Origin of the sequence: Variovorax sp. WS11 (assembly GCF_010499245.1) — a bacterium.
In the GTDB taxonomy this organism is placed as follows: domain Bacteria; phylum Pseudomonadota; class Gammaproteobacteria; order Burkholderiales; family Burkholderiaceae_C; genus Variovorax.
In genome coordinates this window covers 280,250-296,698 of sequence record NZ_JAAGOW010000002.1, presented here as the reverse complement: position 1 = coordinate 296,698, position 16,449 = coordinate 280,250, and the positions used below count along the sequence as shown (strand labels likewise).

Sequence of the window (16,449 nt, the reverse complement as noted above, 5' to 3'; positions counted from 1 at the left end):
GGCGGCATGGACAACCTCTACGTCGCCGCCGCCCTGCTCAGCGCCGTCCTGCACGCCGCCTGGAATGCCGCGGTGAAGGCCAGTGCGCATCCGGCCCAGGCCATGACGGCGCAGATGCTGGTCTCGGCGCTGCTGGCCGTGCCCGCGCTGATCTGGGCCGGGCTGCCGGCCGCTCCAGCCTGGCCCTGGATGATCGGCTCCGTGGCACTGAACATGGGCGCCGTGGCAGCGCTGCTGCGCGGCTACACGCATGCGGGCTTCGGCATCGTCTACCCGATGGCGCGGGCCTCGTCGGTGCTCCTGGTGCTGCCGCTGGCCGCCGCAGTGGCGGGGGAGCGGCCGGCGCTGCCCGGCATGCTCGGCATCGCGCTGGTGAGTGCGGCCATGTTGATGCTCGCCCTGGGCTCGGGCCGCCGGCGGGCGCTCACGCGGCCGGCGCTGGGCTGGATCCTGGCCGCGGGGGCCTTCGCGGCCGGCTATGCCGTCTGCGATGCGCAGGGCGTGCGGCACGCGCAATCCCCGCTGGCCTACGGCGCCGCATTGACCATCGCGAACGCGGCCGTCTGGACCTGGCTGCAGCGCAGCGCCGGCGCCACCCCCGGCAGTCTGCGCGCGCAGTGGCCGCGCGCCGTGCCCGCCGGACTGGCCGCGATGGTGTCGTACCTGCTGATCCTGTGGGTGTTGCAGCATGCGCCCATCGCATTGAGCGCGGCGCTGCGCGACACCAGCGCGATCTTCGCCGCCATCATCGCCGTCGTGTTCCTGAAGGAGCCGCTGGAGCGGCGGGTGCTGCTTGCCGTCGTGCTCGCCACGGCCGGCTCCATGCTGATTCGCGCAGGCTAAGCCGGCGGGCCGGCCGGCGGCCGGTGCGCCCGACTGGCTTATGCTGCCCATCCTGATGAAATCGCCAGGTCTCCGCAACATCCGCATCAGCCTGAACACGCGCTTGAGCGCCGCCGTGGCCGCGGTGGTGCTGGCGGCGACCTTCGCGATCGCCACCGTCGCACTGCATCTCGTCAAGGCCAGCATGGAGGCGTCGATCGCCGGCGAGGAGTTGGCGCGCGTCTCCGCCATCGCCGAGGCAGTCGACCAGAAGTTCATCGGCCGGCGGACCTTGCTGAAGACCTTTGCCGACAGCGTGAAGTCGCACGACTTCCTGAACACCGCGCCGCTGCAGGGCCTGCTGGAACAGCACCAGTCGCTGCGCGAGGCCTTCGACAACGTCGCGCTCATCGGTCTCGACGGCGAGATCGTCGCCAACCTGAACGGGGCGCAGCAGATCGGCCGTGTGAATGTTCGGGACCGTTCGTACTTCGCGGACACCGTCTCCACCGGCGCCGGCGTCATCTCGCAGCCGTACCTCAACCGGATCAATGGTCTGGCGCAGGTGGCCATCACGCAGCCGGTTCAGGATGCGGCCGGGGGGCTGCGTTACGTGGTCTGGGGCTCGATCAACCTGAAGGAGCGCAACATCCTGGGGGATCTGGCCGACGTCAAGTTCGGCAAGACGGGCTACCTCTTCATTCTTTCCGCCGACGGCATCGTGATCGACCATCCGCGAGCGGCGCTTGTGCTGAATCGCGCCGGCGCCGACAGTGCTGCGGACACCGAGATCCAGCGCGCGATCGCGGGCTTCGAAGGGACCAGCGAAGGGCTGGACCTCGACGGGGCGCACGCGCTCTACGCGTTCAAGCGCATCCGGCAGACCGGCTGGATCCTGGGCGCGGTGTACCCGCGCAGCGAGGCCTTCGCGCACATCGATGCCATCGAGCGCGTGGCCTGGGGCGGGGCCTTCGTGCTGGCCGTGCTGGCGGGGGCCGCCGCGCTGGCCCTGGTGCGGGGCCAGCTGCAGCCGTTGTCGCACCTGCACCGGCGCATGCTCGATGCCCAGGCCGCGCCGGAGGAGGTCGCGGCGCCCGGCGCCTATGGCCGCGACGAGATCGGCGACCTGTGGCGGACCTTCGACGAGCTGATGCAGCAGCGGCGAGCCAGCGAGAAGTTCCTGCGCGACATCACGGACAACCTGCCGGCGATGGTGTCGCACGCTGATGCGCAAGGCCGCTATACCTTCGTGAACGCACGCCTGTGCGAGAAGCTGGGCCGCAGCGCGGCCGAGCTGCTCGGCCAGCCGGTACGGGATGCGCACGGCGCCGACCAGAGCGCCATCCCCGAGCGCTACCTCCAGCGGGTGCTGGCCGGCGAGCCGGTGACCTTCGAGCGTCGGGGGTCCATCCGGCGCGGTGGGGAACCCCGCTTCTTCCAGACCGAGCTCATCCCCGACCTGGACCGGGCGGGCGCGGTCCGCGGCTACTACGCGATGACCTCCGACGTGACGGAGCGCAAGCGCACCGAGCTCAGCCTCGCGCACAGCGAGGCGCAGGTCCGCACCATCGCCGACAACATCCCGGCGCTGGTGTCGCATGTCGACGCCTCGCTGCACTACACCTTCGTCAATGCGAAGGTGAGGGCGCTGCACCATGACGACGCGATGGTCGGCCAGTGGATGCCCGACAAGCGCGGCGTGGAGGACTTCGAGATCGTCGCCCCCTACTACCGGCGCGCGCTCGCGGGGGAGACGGTGATCTTCGAGAAGGCCGGCGATCCGATGCTCGGCATCGGCGACCGGACCTACAAGGCCCACTACATCCCCGACCAGGACGACGTCGGCATGGTGCAGGGCGTGTTCGCCATGACCTTCGACATCACCGACGAGGTCAACATCCGCAAGGCCCTGAGCGAGCAGGAGAAGCGGCTGCGCGACGTCACCGACAGCATTCCGGCCCTGGTGGGGTATTTCGATCGCGATCAGAACTGCCTCTACGGCAACAGTCGGGCGCGGCAGATGGCCGGCCTGGGCGATGGCCCGCTCGACGGCGTGACCCTGCGCTCCGCGGTGGGCGAGGCGGTGTACGCGCAGCAGCTGCCATTTCTTCCGAGGGTGCTGGCGGGGGAGGCGACGAGCTTCCCGGTCGAGGCGCCGCTGCGCGGCAAGACCGGCCATTTCCAGGTCAACCTGATTCCGGACAAGGACCTGCAGGGGCGGGTCCTGGGCTTCTACGTCATGACCTTCAACATCACCGCGTTGAAGGAGGCGGAGCTGCGCCAGGCCGAGAGCGAGATGCGCCTGCGCACCATCACCGACAACATGCCGGCGCTGATCACCTACATCGACCGCGAGCAGAAGGTCACTTTCGCGAACGGCACCTACCGGGAGTGGCTGGGGCTCGACCCCGCCAAGCTGGCGGGGCTGCATATCCGCGACATCGCGGGGCCTGAGCTGTATGAGTCGCGCAAGGCCATGATCGAGCGCGCGCTGGCGGGCGAGCGCGTCGAGTTCGAGGCGGCGACCAAGAAGGGCGATTTCGATCGCGTCACCCACATCATCTACGTGCCCGACATCGGCCCCGACGGCGCGACGCACGGCATCTTCTCGCTCAGCCTGGACATCACCGCGCTGAAGGCGGTGGAGCGCAAGCTGATCGAGTTGGCGCGGGTGGACACCCTCACGGGCCTGCCGAACCGCCTGGCCTTCAACGAGCTGCTGCCGGCAGCCATCGCGAAGGCCGACGGCACGGGATGCGCGCTCGCCCTGATGTTCCTCGATATCGACCATTTCAAGAGCATCAACGACACGCTGGGCCATGCCGTGGGCGATGGCGTGCTGGCCGAGTTCGCCCGGCGCCTGAAGGACAGCGTGCGAAGCACCGACACCGTGGCGCGGCTGGCCGGCGACGAGTTCGTGATCGTGCTGGAGAACCTGGCTGCGCAGGAGGCGGCAGCGGCCCTGGCCCGCAAGATCGTCGCGCGCATCCATACGCCGGCGTTCCGGCTCGACGGCCGCGAGCTGGAGGTCACGACCAGCATCGGCGTCGCCTTCCATGCGCCCTCCGATGCGGTCGTCACGCCGTCCGAGCTGCTGGCGCGCGCGGATGCCGGGCTCTACTCCGCGAAGGCGGCGGGGCGCAACACCTTCGCCTTCGCCCCAGGCTGAGTACTTTCGTAGTGAGGGCGGAGGCCCTCCTCGTGCGGGCCGCGCAGCTGTGCTGAAATCGCTGCTGGGAGCCCTGCAGTTCCCCAAGAAAAACCCAACAAGAGAGGCCAAAGCCATGTCGTCTGCGGAAGTCGTCACGCCGGATCAGTTGTTGAAGGAACTCGAGGCCCAGGGCCGCATGCCGATCATGCGCATCGGCCAGGCGCTGGTCTCGCTGGGCATGGTCACGGAAGAGCAGCTGGAGGCCGCGCTGGCGCAGCAGCAGCTCGACCGCAGCGTGCCGTTGGGCGAGACGCTGGTGCGCATGGGCGTGGTGAGCCGCTCGCAACTGCAGCTCGCGCTGGTGCGCAAGATGGGCTATCCGCTGGTCAACCTGCAGCTGTTCCCGCCCGCGGCCGAAGCCCTGCGCAAGATCAGCCATGGCGTGGCGCGGCGCCTGCAGGTGATGCCGCTGATGATCCACGAGGGCCGCCTCGTGCTCGCGCTCGACGACCCGGCCAGCCGGCACGCGGCCATCGACGAGGTGGAGTTCATCGGCCAGATGAAGGTGGTGCCGGTGATCGGCCAGTGCCGCGACCTGGACGATGTGCTGCAGAAGGCGTACGAGAAGATCGGTGCTCAGGCGGAGGGGCGCCCGGCGGCGGCCGACCCGATGAGCATCGACTTCGACCTGGCCGGCACCAGCGAGCTGCTGGAGACCCTCGAGAAGGAGGTCCGGGCGCCGGCCGACGAGGACGCGCCGATCGAGCAATCGGACAACTCGCTGGTGCGGATGATCAACAGCATGATCCAGGAAGCGCACCGCGAGGGCGTGTCGGACATCCACATCGAGAGCTACCCCGGGCGCGAGAAGACCCGCATCCGCTTTCGCCGCGACGGGCGCCTCTACACCTACCTGGAGCTGCCGCCCAGCTACCGCAACGCGATCGTCGCGCGCGTGAAGATCATGTGCGACCTCGACATCAGCGAGAAGCGCAAGCCCCAGGACGGCAAGATCAACTTCGCCAAGTTCTCGCCCCAGCACCGCATCGAGCTGCGCGTCGCGACCATCCCGACCACCAGCGGGCTGGAAGACGTGGTGATGCGCATCCTGGCGTCGGCCAAGCCCATCGCGCTGGATGCGCTGGGGCTGTCGGGGCGCAACCTGGCGCGGCTCACCGAGGCCATCGAGCGCCCCTACGGCATGGTGCTGTGCGTCGGGCCGACCGGCTCGGGCAAGACCACGACCCTGCACTCGGCGCTCATGCATATCAACACGCCCGAACGCAAGATCTGGACTGCGGAAGACCCCATCGAGATCACGCAGGCGGGCCTGCGGCAGGTGCAGATCAACCCCCGCATCGACTGGACTTTCGCCAAGGCGCTGCGCGCCTTCGTGCGCGCCGATCCGGACGTGATCATGGTCGGCGAGATCCGCGACGACGAGACCGCGAAGATGGCGATCGAGGCCTCGCTGACGGGCCACCTCGTGCTGTCGACGCTGCACACCAACAGCGCGCCCGAGACCGTGACGCGGCTGCTCGACATGGGCATGGACCCCTTCAATTTCGCGGACTCGCTGCTGGCCGTACTGGCGCAGCGGCTGGTGCGCCGCCTGTGCACCCACTGCATCAGCAGCCGCCCCCTAACCCCGGAGGAGATCGACGAGCTGGTGTCCGACTACCTGAATGCCTACGCGGTGAAGGCCTCGCCGTCCGATCGCGAAGGGGTGGTCGCTTCCTGGGAGCGCCGCCATGCCCGCGACGGGCGGCTCATGAGCTTCTCGAGCGCCGGCTGCAAGCAGTGCAAGGACACCGGCTTCAGAGGGCGCGTCGGCATCCACGAGCTGATGCTGATGTCCAAGGGGCTGCGCCGCCTGGTGCAAGGCGGCGCCCGCGCCGAGGAGATTCAGCAGGCGGCGCTGCGCGAGGGCATGCGCACCCTGCGCCAGGACGGCATCGCCAAAGTGCTTTCCGGGCAGACGACGATCGACGAAGTGCGCGCGACCAGCAACGTCTGAGTGCGGGGCACGAGGCCCGCCTCAGGCCAGGGTCAGGCGGCGTCCCACGCCACGGTCGGCAGGGCGGCGATCGCGGGCCTCGCGAACAGGAAGCCCTGGAAGAGTTCCACGCCCAGTGCGCGCAGCACGTTGACCTCATCCCAGGCCTCGACCCCTTCCGCGATCACCCGGATGCCCAGCTCGTCGCAGGTCGCCACGAAGCCCTTCACGATCGTGATGCGGACCGGGTCCTGGTGGATGCCGCGGACCAGGCTCATGTCGATCTTCACCACGTCGGGCTGGAAGGCCGCGAGCAGCTCGAAGCCGGCATAGGCCGCGCCGAAGTCGTCGATCGCCGAAGTGAATCCGTAGCGCTTGAAGGTGCGAAAGGTGGCGGCGAGGCCGGGCAGGTCGTCGACGCGCTCGCCCTCGGTGATCTCGAACATCAGCCGGTGAACGGGAAAGTTGCAGCGCAGGGCCGTGGCCATGGCGGTGCGGAAGCAGGCTTCCTGGCCCGCGACGTCGTTGGGCATCACGTTGAGGCTGAGCCTCGATTGCATGCCCAATGCGGTGGCCATCTCGATCGCCTTCACCCGGCAGGCCTCGTGGAACGCGAAGCGGTCCTGCGGGCTGACGCGGCCGAGCACCTCGGAAGCGCCTTCGCCGGTCGTGCCGCGCACCAGCGCCTCGTGCGCGAAGATCTCCCGCCGCTCCAGGTCCACGATCGGCTGGAAGGCCATCGTGAACGCCGAGCCGTCGCCTGGGGACGCGGCGTCGGCACGGGTGGGGGCAGTCACGGGAATAGGGACCTCGCGGGCGGTGATGGGCAGGTGCCCCGAACGGGCGGCGCCGGAGCGTGAATGCTAACCCTTCGTGCCTGCGTTGTGCGTCGCGAGAGGCCTGTGCCGCTGTCACCGCTTTGTATTTTTGAGCCTCGTATTTTTGTATTTGAGAATTGAAAAATACAATTCACCCGCCTACGATCCTTGCACGACGACACCCAGAGACCCGTTCATGCAAGCAGCAGCCACCCTCGAATCCACCAGGCTCGACGCCTACTGGATGCCCTTCACCGCCAACCGCAAGTTCAAGCGCGACCCGAGCTTCATCGTCGGCGCCGAGGGCATGCACTACCAGATGTCCGACGGCCGCAAGCTGCTCGACGCGATCGCGGGCCTGTGGTGCGTCAACGCGGGCCATCGCCATCCGAGGATCTCGGCCGCGCTCAAGCAGCAGGTCGACACGCTGGACTATGCGTCCAGCTTCCAGATCGGCCACCCGCCGGCCTTCGAGCTCGCGGCGCGCATCGCCGAGCTGGCACCCGGCGATCTCGACCACGTGTTCTTCACCAACTCGGGCTCGGAGTCGGTGGACACCGCGCTCAAGATGGCGCTGGCCTACCATCGCGCCCGCGGCGATGCCGGCCGCTGGCGCCTGATCGGCCGCGAGCGCGCCTACCACGGCGTGGGCTTCGGCGGCATCTCGGTGGCCGGCATCGCCAAGCACCGCACGCCTTCGGGCCGCTCTTGTCCGGCGTGGACCACCTGCCGCACACGCATGACCTGAAGCGCAACGCCTTCTCGCGCGGCGAGCCGGCGCACGGGCTGGAATATGCCGATGCGCTGGAAGCCATCTGCGCGCTGCACGACCCGGCCACCATCGCCGCCGTGATCGTGGAGCCGGTCGCCGGTGCCACCGGCGTGCTGCCGCCGCCGGCCGGCTACCTGAAGCGGCTGCGCGAGATCTGCGACCGCCACGGCATCCTCCTGATCTTCGACGAGGTGATCACCGGCTTCGGCCGGCTGGGGGCGAACTTCGCCGCCGACTACTTCGGCGTCGTGCCCGACATCGCGACCACGGCCAAGGGCCTGACCAACGCCGTGGTGCCCATGGGGGCCGTGCTGGTGCGCAAGGGCATCTACGACGCCTTCATGCGCGGCAGCGAGAGCGGCGTGGAGTTCTCGCACGGCTACACCTACTCGGGCCATCCGCTGGCCTGCGCGGCCGCACTGGCCACGCTCGACGTGCATGCCGAGGAGGGCCTGGCGCAGCGCACGGCCGACATCGCACCGTACTTCGAAGCAGGCCTGCATTCGCTGCGCGAGCTGCCGGGCGTGGTCGACATCCGCAACCTGGGCCTGCTGGGTGCGATCGAGCTCGCGCCCTGGGCCGGCCAGCCGGGCGCCCGCGCGCAGGCCGTGCAGCGTGACTGCATGGCGGCCGGCGTGCTGGTGCGGCCGGTGGGCGAGAGCATTGCGCTGTCGCCGCCGCTGGTGGTCTCGCGCGCCGAGGTCGACCAGATCGTCGACAGCCTGCGCAACGCGGTCATGCGCGCGCAGACGCCCGTTCAATGAAAGAGGCGGCTGCCATGACGCTCACCGCTTTCCCGCTGATCGACATCGAGGGCGACGCGCAACAGCGCGGCATGCAGTACGGCCGCGCGGCCGGCGACCGCATTGCGCTGTCCATCCGCACCTACCGCGCCGCCTACGAGAAGGTGGGACTGGACTGGTCGCGCACCAAGGCGCTGGCGCGCCGCTTCGTGCCGCAGATCGAGGCCTTCGACGCCGAGTCGATGCGCGAGATCGAGGGTATCGCGGCCGGCGCCGAGGTCGAGCCCGAGGAAATCGTCGCGCTCAACGCGCGCAGCGAGCTGCTCTATGCGCACGAGCAGCTCGAAGCCACCGAGCCGCCCGATGGCTGCACCGGCGTGGTGGTGATGCCTGCCGCCGCGCGCGACGGCCGCCTCATCCATGCGCAGAACTGGGACTGGCGCGTGGAGAGCGTGGACCTGGGCGTGGTCCTGCGCATCCGCCCGGCGAGCGGCCCGGCCATCCTCACCTTCGTCGAGGCCGGCACGCTGGCGCGCGCGGGGCTCAACGAGCACGGCATCGCGCTCACCGGCAACTTCCTGAAGAGTGCGGAGGACGGCCGCACGGCCGGCGTGCCGCTGCCGCTGATCCGGCGCACGATCCTCAAGGCCCCGCTCTATGCGCAGGCGCTGGGCGTGGTGTTCCGCAGCGCGCGCACCATCTCCAACAACATGATCCTGAGCCACGCCGACGGCGAGGCCGTGAGCCTGGAGACCTGCCCGCAGCAGGTGTTCTGGCAGCTGCCGGAGAACGGCGTGCTGGTGCATGCCAACCACTTCAAGACGCCGGGCGCGCTGGCGCGCGTGCACGACAAAAGCCTGGAGACCACGCCCGATTCGCTCTACCGCGACCGGCGTGTGAGCGAGTTCCTCGGCGAGCGCGCCGGCAGGCTGGGCGAGGAGGACGTGATCGAGGCGCTGTCCGACCGCTTCGGTTCGCCGCGCGCCGTCTGCCGCGCGCCGTCTGCCGTGCGCCGAGCGCGGGGCCGGGCGGCGCGACCTCGGCGACGGTCGCGACCATCGTCATCGACCCCGCTGCGCGAAGGATGCGCATCGCGCCGACGCCGTTCAAGGAACACATCTACACCGAGTATTCGCTCTAGGGCGCACCGAAAGAGGAGACACAAGATGAAGAGCACAAGCCTGAAAAGCACAAGCCTCGGCTTCGCCGCCTGCCTCGCGGCGCTCTCGCTGGCATCGGCGCATGCCCAGCCGCAGCCCGGCACGCTGCGCGTGCAACTCAACGCGGACATGCGCTCGACCGAGCCGGGCGTCAACCGCGACGACAACACCGATGCCGTCCTGATGCACATGGGCGAAGGCCTGGTGGCGCTGCGCGAGGACACCAGCGTCGGCCCCATGCTGGCGAGCAAGGTGGAGGTGGCGCCCGACGGCCTGGCCTACACCTTCACGCTGCGCGACGGCGTGAAATTCCACAACGACGCGCCGCTCGCGGCCGACGACGTGGTCTGGAGCTGGAAGCGCTTTCTCGACCCCGCCATCGGCTGGCGCTGCCTGCCCGAATTCGACGGCCGCGGCATGACCAAGGTGCTGTCGGTGGAGGCGCCCAATCCGAAGACGGTGGTGTTCAAGCTGGAGCGCCCCACCGGCCTGCTGCTGACCACCATGGCACGCCCCGATTGCGGCGGCTCGGCCATCATGCACCGCAGCTCGGTCGGTGCCGACGGCAAGTGGAAGGAGCCGGTGGGCACGGGCCCGTACAAGCTGAAGGAATGGCGGCGCGGGCAGTTCATCGAGGTGGTGCGCTTCGCGGGCTATGCCTCGCGCGCCGAACCCATGGACGGCTTCACCGGCGGCAAGAAGGCCGAGGTGGAGACGCTGCGCTACGTGGTCATTCCCGATGCCTCGGCGGCCAAGACGGCGCTCTACAGCGGCGCGATCGACGCATTCACCGGCGCTTCCTCGGCCGACGTGCCCGAGCTGCGCGCGCGGCCCGAGGTCAAGGTCGAGGTCTCGCCCTCGATGAACATCGTCGGCCTGCTGTTCCAGACCAAGGACCCGCTGCTGCAGGACGTGCGCATCCGCCGCGCGCTGGCGCTGGCGGTGGACACGCCGGAGCTCGCGCGCGCCGTGAGCGAGGGGCTGTCCAAGCCCAACAACTCGGTGGTGCCGACCTCCAGTCCCTACTACGGAGCGGTCCAGAAGTCGGGCTACAAGCGCGACCTGGCACAGGCCAAGAAGCTCCTGGCCGAGGCCGGCTACCAGGGGCAGCCGATCAAGCTGCTGACCAACAAGCGCTACCCGGTGTGCTTCGATGCCGCGGTGACGGTGCAGGCCATGGCAGCAGAAGCCGGCATCAAGATCGAGCTGGAGGTGCTGGACTGGGCCACGCAGCTCGACCGCTACAACCGCGGCCAGTACCAGAGCATGGCCTTCGTCTATTCCTCGCGGCTCGACCCTTCGCTGAGCTACGAGTCCGTGTCGGGGCCCAAGAGCACGCAGCCGCGCAAGGTCTGGGACAACGCCGAGGCGCAGCGCGTGCTCGCCGAGTCGATGACCGTGGCCGACAAGGCCAAGCGGCAGGCGCTGTTCGACGAGCTGCATCGGCGCATGCTGGACGACGCGCCGATGCTGGTGCTCTTCAACGGCGCCGACACCGCGGGCCTGCGCAAGAGCGTGGTCGGCTACAAGGCCTGGGCCGCCGACAAGCCGCGCTTCTGGAACGTGCGCGTGCAGTAGGAGCCGCATCGTGTTCGCCTATGTGTTGCGCCGGATTGCGATGACGATCCCCACGCTGCTGCTGGTCGCGGTGGCAGTGTTCTCGCTGATCCGCCTGATCCCCGGCGACCCGGCCCAGCTGATGCTGGGAGACGGCGCCGACGCGGCCCAGCTGGAGGCCTTGCGCCGGCAGCTGGGCCTGGACCAGCCCCTGGCTGCGCAGTTCTTCCATTGGCTCGGCCAGGTGATGCGCGGCGACCTGGGGGAGTCCATCGCCAACGGGCTGCCGGTGCTGCCGCTGGTGCTGGAGCGTTTCCAGGTCAGCGCGATCATCGTGCTGGTCGCCGTCGCCATTGCCGCCGCGGTCGCCGTGCCCGCCGGGCTGCTGGCCGCCTGGAAGCAGAACAAGCCGCTCGACGTGGCCATCGTGGCCGGCGCCACGCTGCTGCTCTCCGTCCCGAGCTTCTGGCTCGGTCTGCTGCTGCTGCTCTTCTTCGGCCTGTACCTGGGCTGGCTGCCGGTGGTGGGCTACGTGTCCTTCGGCGAGGGCTTCCTGCAGGGGCTGACCTACGTGATCCTGCCCATCGCCACCCTGGCGATGATCGAGACCGGCATCCTCACGCGCATGTCGCGCGCCAGCGCGATCGAGGTGCTGCGGCTCGAGTACGTCTCGCATGCGCGCGCCAAGGGCGCCTCGGAACGCCGCGTGCTGTCGCGCCATGTGCTGCCCAACGCCTTCGCGCCGACGCTGACCCTCATCGGCCTGGTGCTGGGCCATCTGCTGGGCGGCATCGCGGTGCTGGAGACGGTGTTCACGCTGCCCGGCCTGGGCCGGCTGCTGGTGGATGCCATCTTCGCCCGCGACTACCCGGTGGTGCAGGGCTGCCTGCTGTTCACGGCGGTGATCTACGTGGTCATCAACCTCGTGGTCGACCTTTGCTATCCCTTGTTCGACCCACGGGTCTCGATCCAATGAAGCTGCGTGCCAACTCCGTCATCGGCGGCGTGCTGATCGCCCTGGTGGTGATCGTCGCCGTGGTCGCCGTCTTCTGGACGCCCTACGACCCGCAGGGCATCAACCTGCGGGCCAAGCTGCAGCCGCCGTCCTGGTCCCACTGGCTGGGCAGCGACGAATTCCGGCGACATCGCCAGCCGCGTCATGGCCGGGGCCTCCGCCAGCGCGACGGTGGCCTTCCTCACGGTGCTCTTCGCCATCGTCTTCGGCAGCATCGGCGGCGTGCTCGCGGGCTTCCTGCGCGGCTGGACCGATCGGGTGCTGATGACCGTCAACGACGCGCTGCTGGCCTTTCCCGGCATCCTGCTGGCGCTGGGCGTGATGGTGGTGGTCGGGGCCAACAAGTGGGGCATCGTGCTGGCGCTGGGCCTGGCCTATGCGCCCTCCGTCGTGCGCGTGGTGCGCGGCACCGTGCTGTCGCTGCGGGAGAAGGAGTACGTGGAGGCCTCGCGCATGATCGGCAACTCGGAGCTCTACACCATGTTCCGCCATGTGCTGCCCAACTGCGTGGCGCCGGTGGCGGTGCTGGCCACCAGCATGTTCGGCTGGGTGCTGCTGTCCGAGAGCGCCCTGAGCTTCCTGGGGCTGGGCGTGCCGCCGCCGGCGCCCACCTGGGGCAACATGCTGGCCGGCGCCCGGCCGTACATGGAGTCCGCCGTCTGGCTCGGCGTCGCGCCCGGCCTGTGCATCGCCCTGACCCTGCTGTGCATCAACCTCCTGGGCGACGCCGTGCGCGACCGCCTCGATCCGCGGATGGCGCAAGCATGACCCCCACGCCCGAATTCACACCCCCGCCGCAGGATGAACTGCTGAGCGTGCAGCACCTGCGCCTCGAGACGGAGGCCACCGGCCAGGCCGTGGTCGAGGACCTCTCGTTCCAACTGCGGCGCGGGGAGTTCCTTGCCGTCGTGGGCGAGTCCGGCAGCGGCAAGACCATGGCGGCCCGCGCGATCCTGGGGCTGCTGCCCACGGGCATCCGGCGCGCGGGCGGGCGCATGCTGCTCGACGGAGAGGACCTCGGCGAGGCGCCCTCGGAGCGCCTGCGCACGCTGCGCGGCGCCAGCATCGGCATGGTGTTCCAGGAGCCGATGGTGTCGCTCAACCCGGCGCATCGCGTCGGCGAGCAGATGGCCGAGGGCCTGCGCCTGCACACGCAGCTGTCGGCCGCCGAGATCCGCGCGCGCTGCATCGAGATGCTGCGCCGCGTGCAGATCCGCGATCCCGAGCATTGCCTGCGGGCCTACCCGCACGAGTTCTCGGGCGGCATGCGCCAGCGCATCATGCTGGCGAGCGTGATGCTGCTGCGGCCGCGACTGCTGATCGCCGACGAACCGACCACCGCGCTCGACACGCTCACCCAGCGCGAGGTGCTCGACCTGATGGTGGAGCTGGCGCGCGAGGAGGGCACGGCCGTGCTGCTCATCACGCACAACCTGGGGCTGGTGGCGCGCTATGCGCAGCGGGCCATCGTGCTCCAGCGCGGCAGGCTGGTCGAGACCGGCGAGGTGCGGCAGATCCTCTACGCGCCGGCCGACCCCTACACGCGGCAGCTGGTGGATGCCTTGCCGCGCCGTGGTCCGGCCGAGCCGGGCCGCGGTGCGGGCCAGCCGCTGATCCAGGTGCGCGGCCTGTCGGTGGTCTATCCGGGTACGCGCACCGGCCTCTTCAAGCGGCAGCCGCCGCACCAGGCGCTGGCACCGACCGACCTGGACATCCACGCCGGCGAGACCGTCGCCGTGGTGGGCGGCAGCGGCTCGGGCAAGACCACGCTGGGCCGGGCGATCCTGCGCCTGGTGCCGGCGGCCGGCGGGCAGATCCTCTTTCGCGGCGAGGAGGTCCTGGGCGCCCGCGGGGCCGCGCTGCACCGCTTCCGGCTGGCCTGCCAGCTGGTATTCCAGGACCCGTACTCCTCGCTCGATCCGCGCATGCGCGTCGGCGACATCGTGGCGGAGCCGCTGCGCCACCTGCCGGAGCTGCAGGGCGACGCCTTGCGCCGCCGGCTGGGCGAGACGCTGGACGAGGTGGGCCTGGCGCAGCTGGCCCGGCGCTTTCCGCACGAGCTCTCGGGCGGCCAGCGACAGCGCGTCGCGATCGCCCGGGCGCTGGTGCGCCGGCCGGCCTTCGTGGTGGCCGACGAGCCGGTGTCGGCGCTCGACATGACCATCCAGGCCCAGGTGCTCTCGCTGTTCCAGGACCTGCAGAAGCACCACGGCTTCGCCTGCATGTTCGTCAGCCACGACCTGGCCGCGGTGGAGCAGATCGCCGACCGCGTGGTGGTCATGGCCGCGGGAAGAATCGTGGAGCAGGGGACGCGCGACCGGATCTTCGACCATCCGCAGCACGAGTACACCCGTGCGCTGCTGCAGGCGGCGCCGGTGCTCGATGCGTGCGCGCCGCAGGCAACGCCCGTGCCGGCGGCCGCCAGCGTGATCCCGATCGAACGGCCGCGCGACCGGGCACTGGTTCAAGGAGCGAGCCGAGGCGGTTGAATCGAACGCGCGGCGCCGGAGCGCTCGCGTGCGCCCCGCTCAAGCGCGTGCGGCAGGTGCCGGTGCGACCAGCGTTCCCGCCACCCGCTTTTCGAGGATGTCGCTCGCGCCCTGCAGGTGCGCGCGCATCAGCTGCGCCGCCTCCTTGAGCCGGCCGCGCTCGATGGCCATGAGGATGGCGAGATGCTCCTCGCAGGATTCGCGCAGCCGCTCCACGCTGACCAGCGGGTAGTCCGACAGGTCGCTGATGCGGCGCAGCCGGTTCTGCTCCTCGACCGCCTTCAGCATGAAGCGGTTGCCTGAAGAGGCTGCCAGCAATTCGTGGAACTCGGCATTGGCCTCGAAGAAGTCGAGCCACGATCGCTTCGTCGCATGGTGGATCAGCGCCTGCTGGCGCTGCCTGCAGGCGGCCAGGCGTTCCGGGTCCATGCGGAAGCCGGGTTCGGCCAGGGCCGCGCACTCCAGCACCATCCGGAAGCGGTAGCTCTCGCGCTCGCTGTCGGCATCCAGCGCCTCGGCGAACTCCCAGCGCTGGCCGCGCCGGCCGCGCACGATGCCATGCTGCAGCATGCGCACCAGCACCTCGCGCACCAGCGTCGCGCGCACGCCGTAGGCCTGCTCGAGTTCGCGCTCGGTCACCTGTGCGCCGATGTGGCCCGCGGTGCGCTCGCGCAGCAGCTGGTAATAGAAGCTGTCGGCCTCATCCTGCGGCAGCGTGCGCTGCACCCGCAACAGCTCGGACGGCGGGGCCGCGAGCGAGTAGCCGCGGTTCGGTGCGTGGTCCAGCAGTCCGCGCCGATGCAGGAAGGCAAGGGCAGCGCGCACCGGCGTGCGCGAGATGCCGAGCTTCGTGGTCAGCGCGAGCTCGGTCAGCCGGTCACCCGGTTTGACGCGGCCGGCGATCGCCTGGTCGAGGATCCGGCGCGCGGCCAGCAAGGCAAGGCGGGTGGCGGGGGCGTCGGTGGCCATCGCTGGAGCTTATCGCGCTGCGATGCGGACCCGGCTGCGGGCATGGCCGCACGCTCACGGGGACCGAAACTTCAATGAAAGGGAACGCTCTTGTAGGGGCTTCGCGGATCGCTCACGAGCATCGCGTTCGTGCGGACCAGCGCTTCCTGCCGGGCTTCCGAGTAGTTCCAGATCAGGCCCGCCGCCACATAGGCGGCGCTCAGCTTGGCCCAGTTGCCGTACGCCGTGCGCACCGGCCCGGCCAGCCCCGAGGCGAAGCCCGCGAACTCGCCGCGCTCCGTGTGAAAGCCCAGCTCCACCGCCCAGCGCGACAGGCTGACGAAACCGGACGGCGTCCCGTACGACCAGGTCCGTGATCTCCGCGGGCTGGACGCCCAGCGGTTGGCGCAGCTCGCCCATCCAGTCGTTGTAGGAGCCCATCAACTCCGCGATGTCGGCGACGCTCTTGCCGGTCTGGCTGGCGAAGGCCTCGTAGTCGAGCTCGCCGCGCAGCTTGAGCATGAACAGGCCGGGGAAGACCACCGAAGCCACCGCGCGCAGCAGCAGCGGGGCCGCCTGGTGCGCGGTGTCGAGCTTGACCAGGCTGCGCCAGGTGCCCAGGTACTTCTGGCGGTGACCCTCCTGCGTGATCCAGCGGGCCGTCTCCTCGAAGCTCTTGCGGTCCTGCACGCCCCACATGCCGGCCACGCCTTCGCGCAGCATCTCCTGGGTGTGGCCGGTCTCGACGGCGTTGACGAAATTGCCGTTGTAGGCGGACAGCGGCGCGCTCAGCGCCACCAGCCATCGCTCCTCGGGCGAGCATCGGGGCTCGGGGGCGAAGTGCAGCTTGTCGTTGTCCATCAGCGCATGGCCGATGCTGTCCATCAATCCCATGTGTTTGTTCTCCTGGAGGGGCCGCGGCGCAGCGGCAACGAGGCGCGAGTCTATGCGGACAGGCGGGCGCCGCACCAGACCGAA

9 protein-coding genes and 2 pseudogenes are annotated in these 16,449 nt (G+C 69.8%); 8 read left to right on the top strand and 3 right to left on the bottom strand.

Annotated features, from left to right (window positions below; genetic code table 11):
• Positions 1-6 precede the first annotated feature (6 nt).
• The 3 genes from GXN78_RS21940 (at position 7) to GXN78_RS21930 (ending at position 5,990) form a co-directional block, all read left to right on the top strand.
• Positions 7-843, top strand: a complete 837-nt coding sequence (locus GXN78_RS21940) for a DMT family transporter (RefSeq protein ID WP_164255651.1) — start codon at positions 7-9, stop codon at positions 841-843.
• Positions 844-883: 40 nt separating this feature from the next.
• The gene (locus GXN78_RS21935) at positions 884-3,991 is read left to right on the top strand and encodes a PAS domain-containing protein (protein WP_239142854.1); all 3,108 of its coding nucleotides are present in this window, start codon (positions 884-886) and stop codon (positions 3,989-3,991) included.
• A 115-nt stretch (positions 3,992-4,106) separates the two neighbouring features.
• Positions 4,107-5,990 carry an ATPase, T2SS/T4P/T4SS family gene (locus GXN78_RS21930; RefSeq protein ID WP_106555717.1) on the top strand — a complete coding sequence of 628 codons (1,884 nt, stop codon included), beginning with the start codon at positions 4,107-4,109 and terminating at the stop codon, positions 5,988-5,990.
• A 32-nt stretch (positions 5,991-6,022) separates the two neighbouring features.
• Here GXN78_RS21930 and GXN78_RS21925 read toward each other — a convergent pair whose 3' ends face one another.
• Positions 6,023-6,766, bottom strand: a complete 744-nt coding sequence (locus GXN78_RS21925; protein WP_106555716.1) for an EAL domain-containing protein — start codon at positions 6,764-6,766, stop codon at positions 6,023-6,025.
• Positions 6,767-6,983: 217 nt separating this feature from the next.
• Here GXN78_RS21925 and GXN78_RS21920 point away from each other — a divergent pair.
• The 5 genes and pseudogenes from GXN78_RS21920 to GXN78_RS21900 all read left to right on the top strand — a co-directional run bounded on the left by GXN78_RS21920 (position 6,984) and on the right by GXN78_RS21900 (position 14,523).
• Positions 6,984-8,323, top strand: a pseudogene (locus tag GXN78_RS21920) (aspartate aminotransferase family protein).
• A 14-nt stretch (positions 8,324-8,337) separates the two neighbouring features.
• Entirely contained in the window at positions 8,338-11,040 is a 2,703-nt protein-coding gene (locus tag GXN78_RS21915; protein WP_164255649.1) for a C45 family autoproteolytic acyltransferase/hydolase, read from the top strand.
• A gap of 10 nt (positions 11,041-11,050) precedes the next feature.
• Positions 11,051-11,995 (top strand): ABC transporter permease, encoded by a 945-nt coding sequence (locus tag GXN78_RS21910; protein WP_106555714.1) that lies wholly within the window; start codon positions 11,051-11,053, stop codon positions 11,993-11,995.
• A pseudogene (locus GXN78_RS21905) lies at positions 11,992-12,802 on the top strand (ABC transporter permease). The gene GXN78_RS21910 and the pseudogene GXN78_RS21905 overlap by 4 nt, the downstream one beginning before the upstream one ends.
• Complete coding sequence (locus GXN78_RS21900; RefSeq protein ID WP_106555712.1) at positions 12,799-14,523, top strand: ABC transporter ATP-binding protein; 1,725 nt, start codon at positions 12,799-12,801, stop codon at positions 14,521-14,523. The pseudogene GXN78_RS21905 and the gene GXN78_RS21900 overlap by 4 nt, the downstream one beginning before the upstream one ends.
• A 39-nt stretch (positions 14,524-14,562) precedes the next feature.
• On the opposite strand, the gene GXN78_RS21895 is transcribed toward GXN78_RS21900, so the two are convergent.
• A complete protein-coding gene (locus GXN78_RS21895; RefSeq protein ID WP_106555711.1) occupies positions 14,563-15,492 on the bottom strand; it encodes a GntR family transcriptional regulator in 930 nt (309 codons plus the stop codon).
• 54 nt (positions 15,493-15,546) lie between these two features.
• Positions 15,547-16,365, bottom strand: a complete 819-nt coding sequence (locus tag GXN78_RS41400; RefSeq protein ID WP_239142853.1) for a DUF1266 domain-containing protein — start codon at positions 16,363-16,365, stop codon at positions 15,547-15,549.
• Positions 16,366-16,449: the final 84 nt, after the last annotated feature.

Excerpts from the sequence above, each read along its gene's own strand:
- GXN78_RS21940 (WP_164255651.1), top strand. The coding sequence starts at position 7 with ATGGACAACCTCTACGTCGCCGCCGCCCTGCTCAGCGCCGTCCTGCAC.
- GXN78_RS21935 (WP_239142854.1), top strand. The coding sequence starts at position 884 with ATGCTGCCCATCCTGATGAAATCGCCAGGTCTCCGCAACATCCGCATC.
- GXN78_RS21930 (WP_106555717.1), top strand. The coding sequence starts at position 4,107 with ATGTCGTCTGCGGAAGTCGTCACGCCGGATCAGTTGTTGAAGGAACTC.
- GXN78_RS21915 (WP_164255649.1), top strand. The coding sequence starts at position 8,338 with ATGACGCTCACCGCTTTCCCGCTGATCGACATCGAGGGCGACGCGCAA.
- GXN78_RS21900 (WP_106555712.1), top strand. The coding sequence starts at position 12,799 with ATGACCCCCACGCCCGAATTCACACCCCCGCCGCAGGATGAACTGCTG.
- GXN78_RS21895 (WP_106555711.1), bottom strand. The coding sequence starts at position 15,492 with ATGGCCACCGACGCCCCCGCCACCCGCCTTGCCTTGCTGGCCGCGCGC.
- GXN78_RS41400 (WP_239142853.1), bottom strand. The coding sequence starts at position 16,365 with ATGGGATTGATGGACAGCATCGGCCATGCGCTGATGGACAACGACAAG.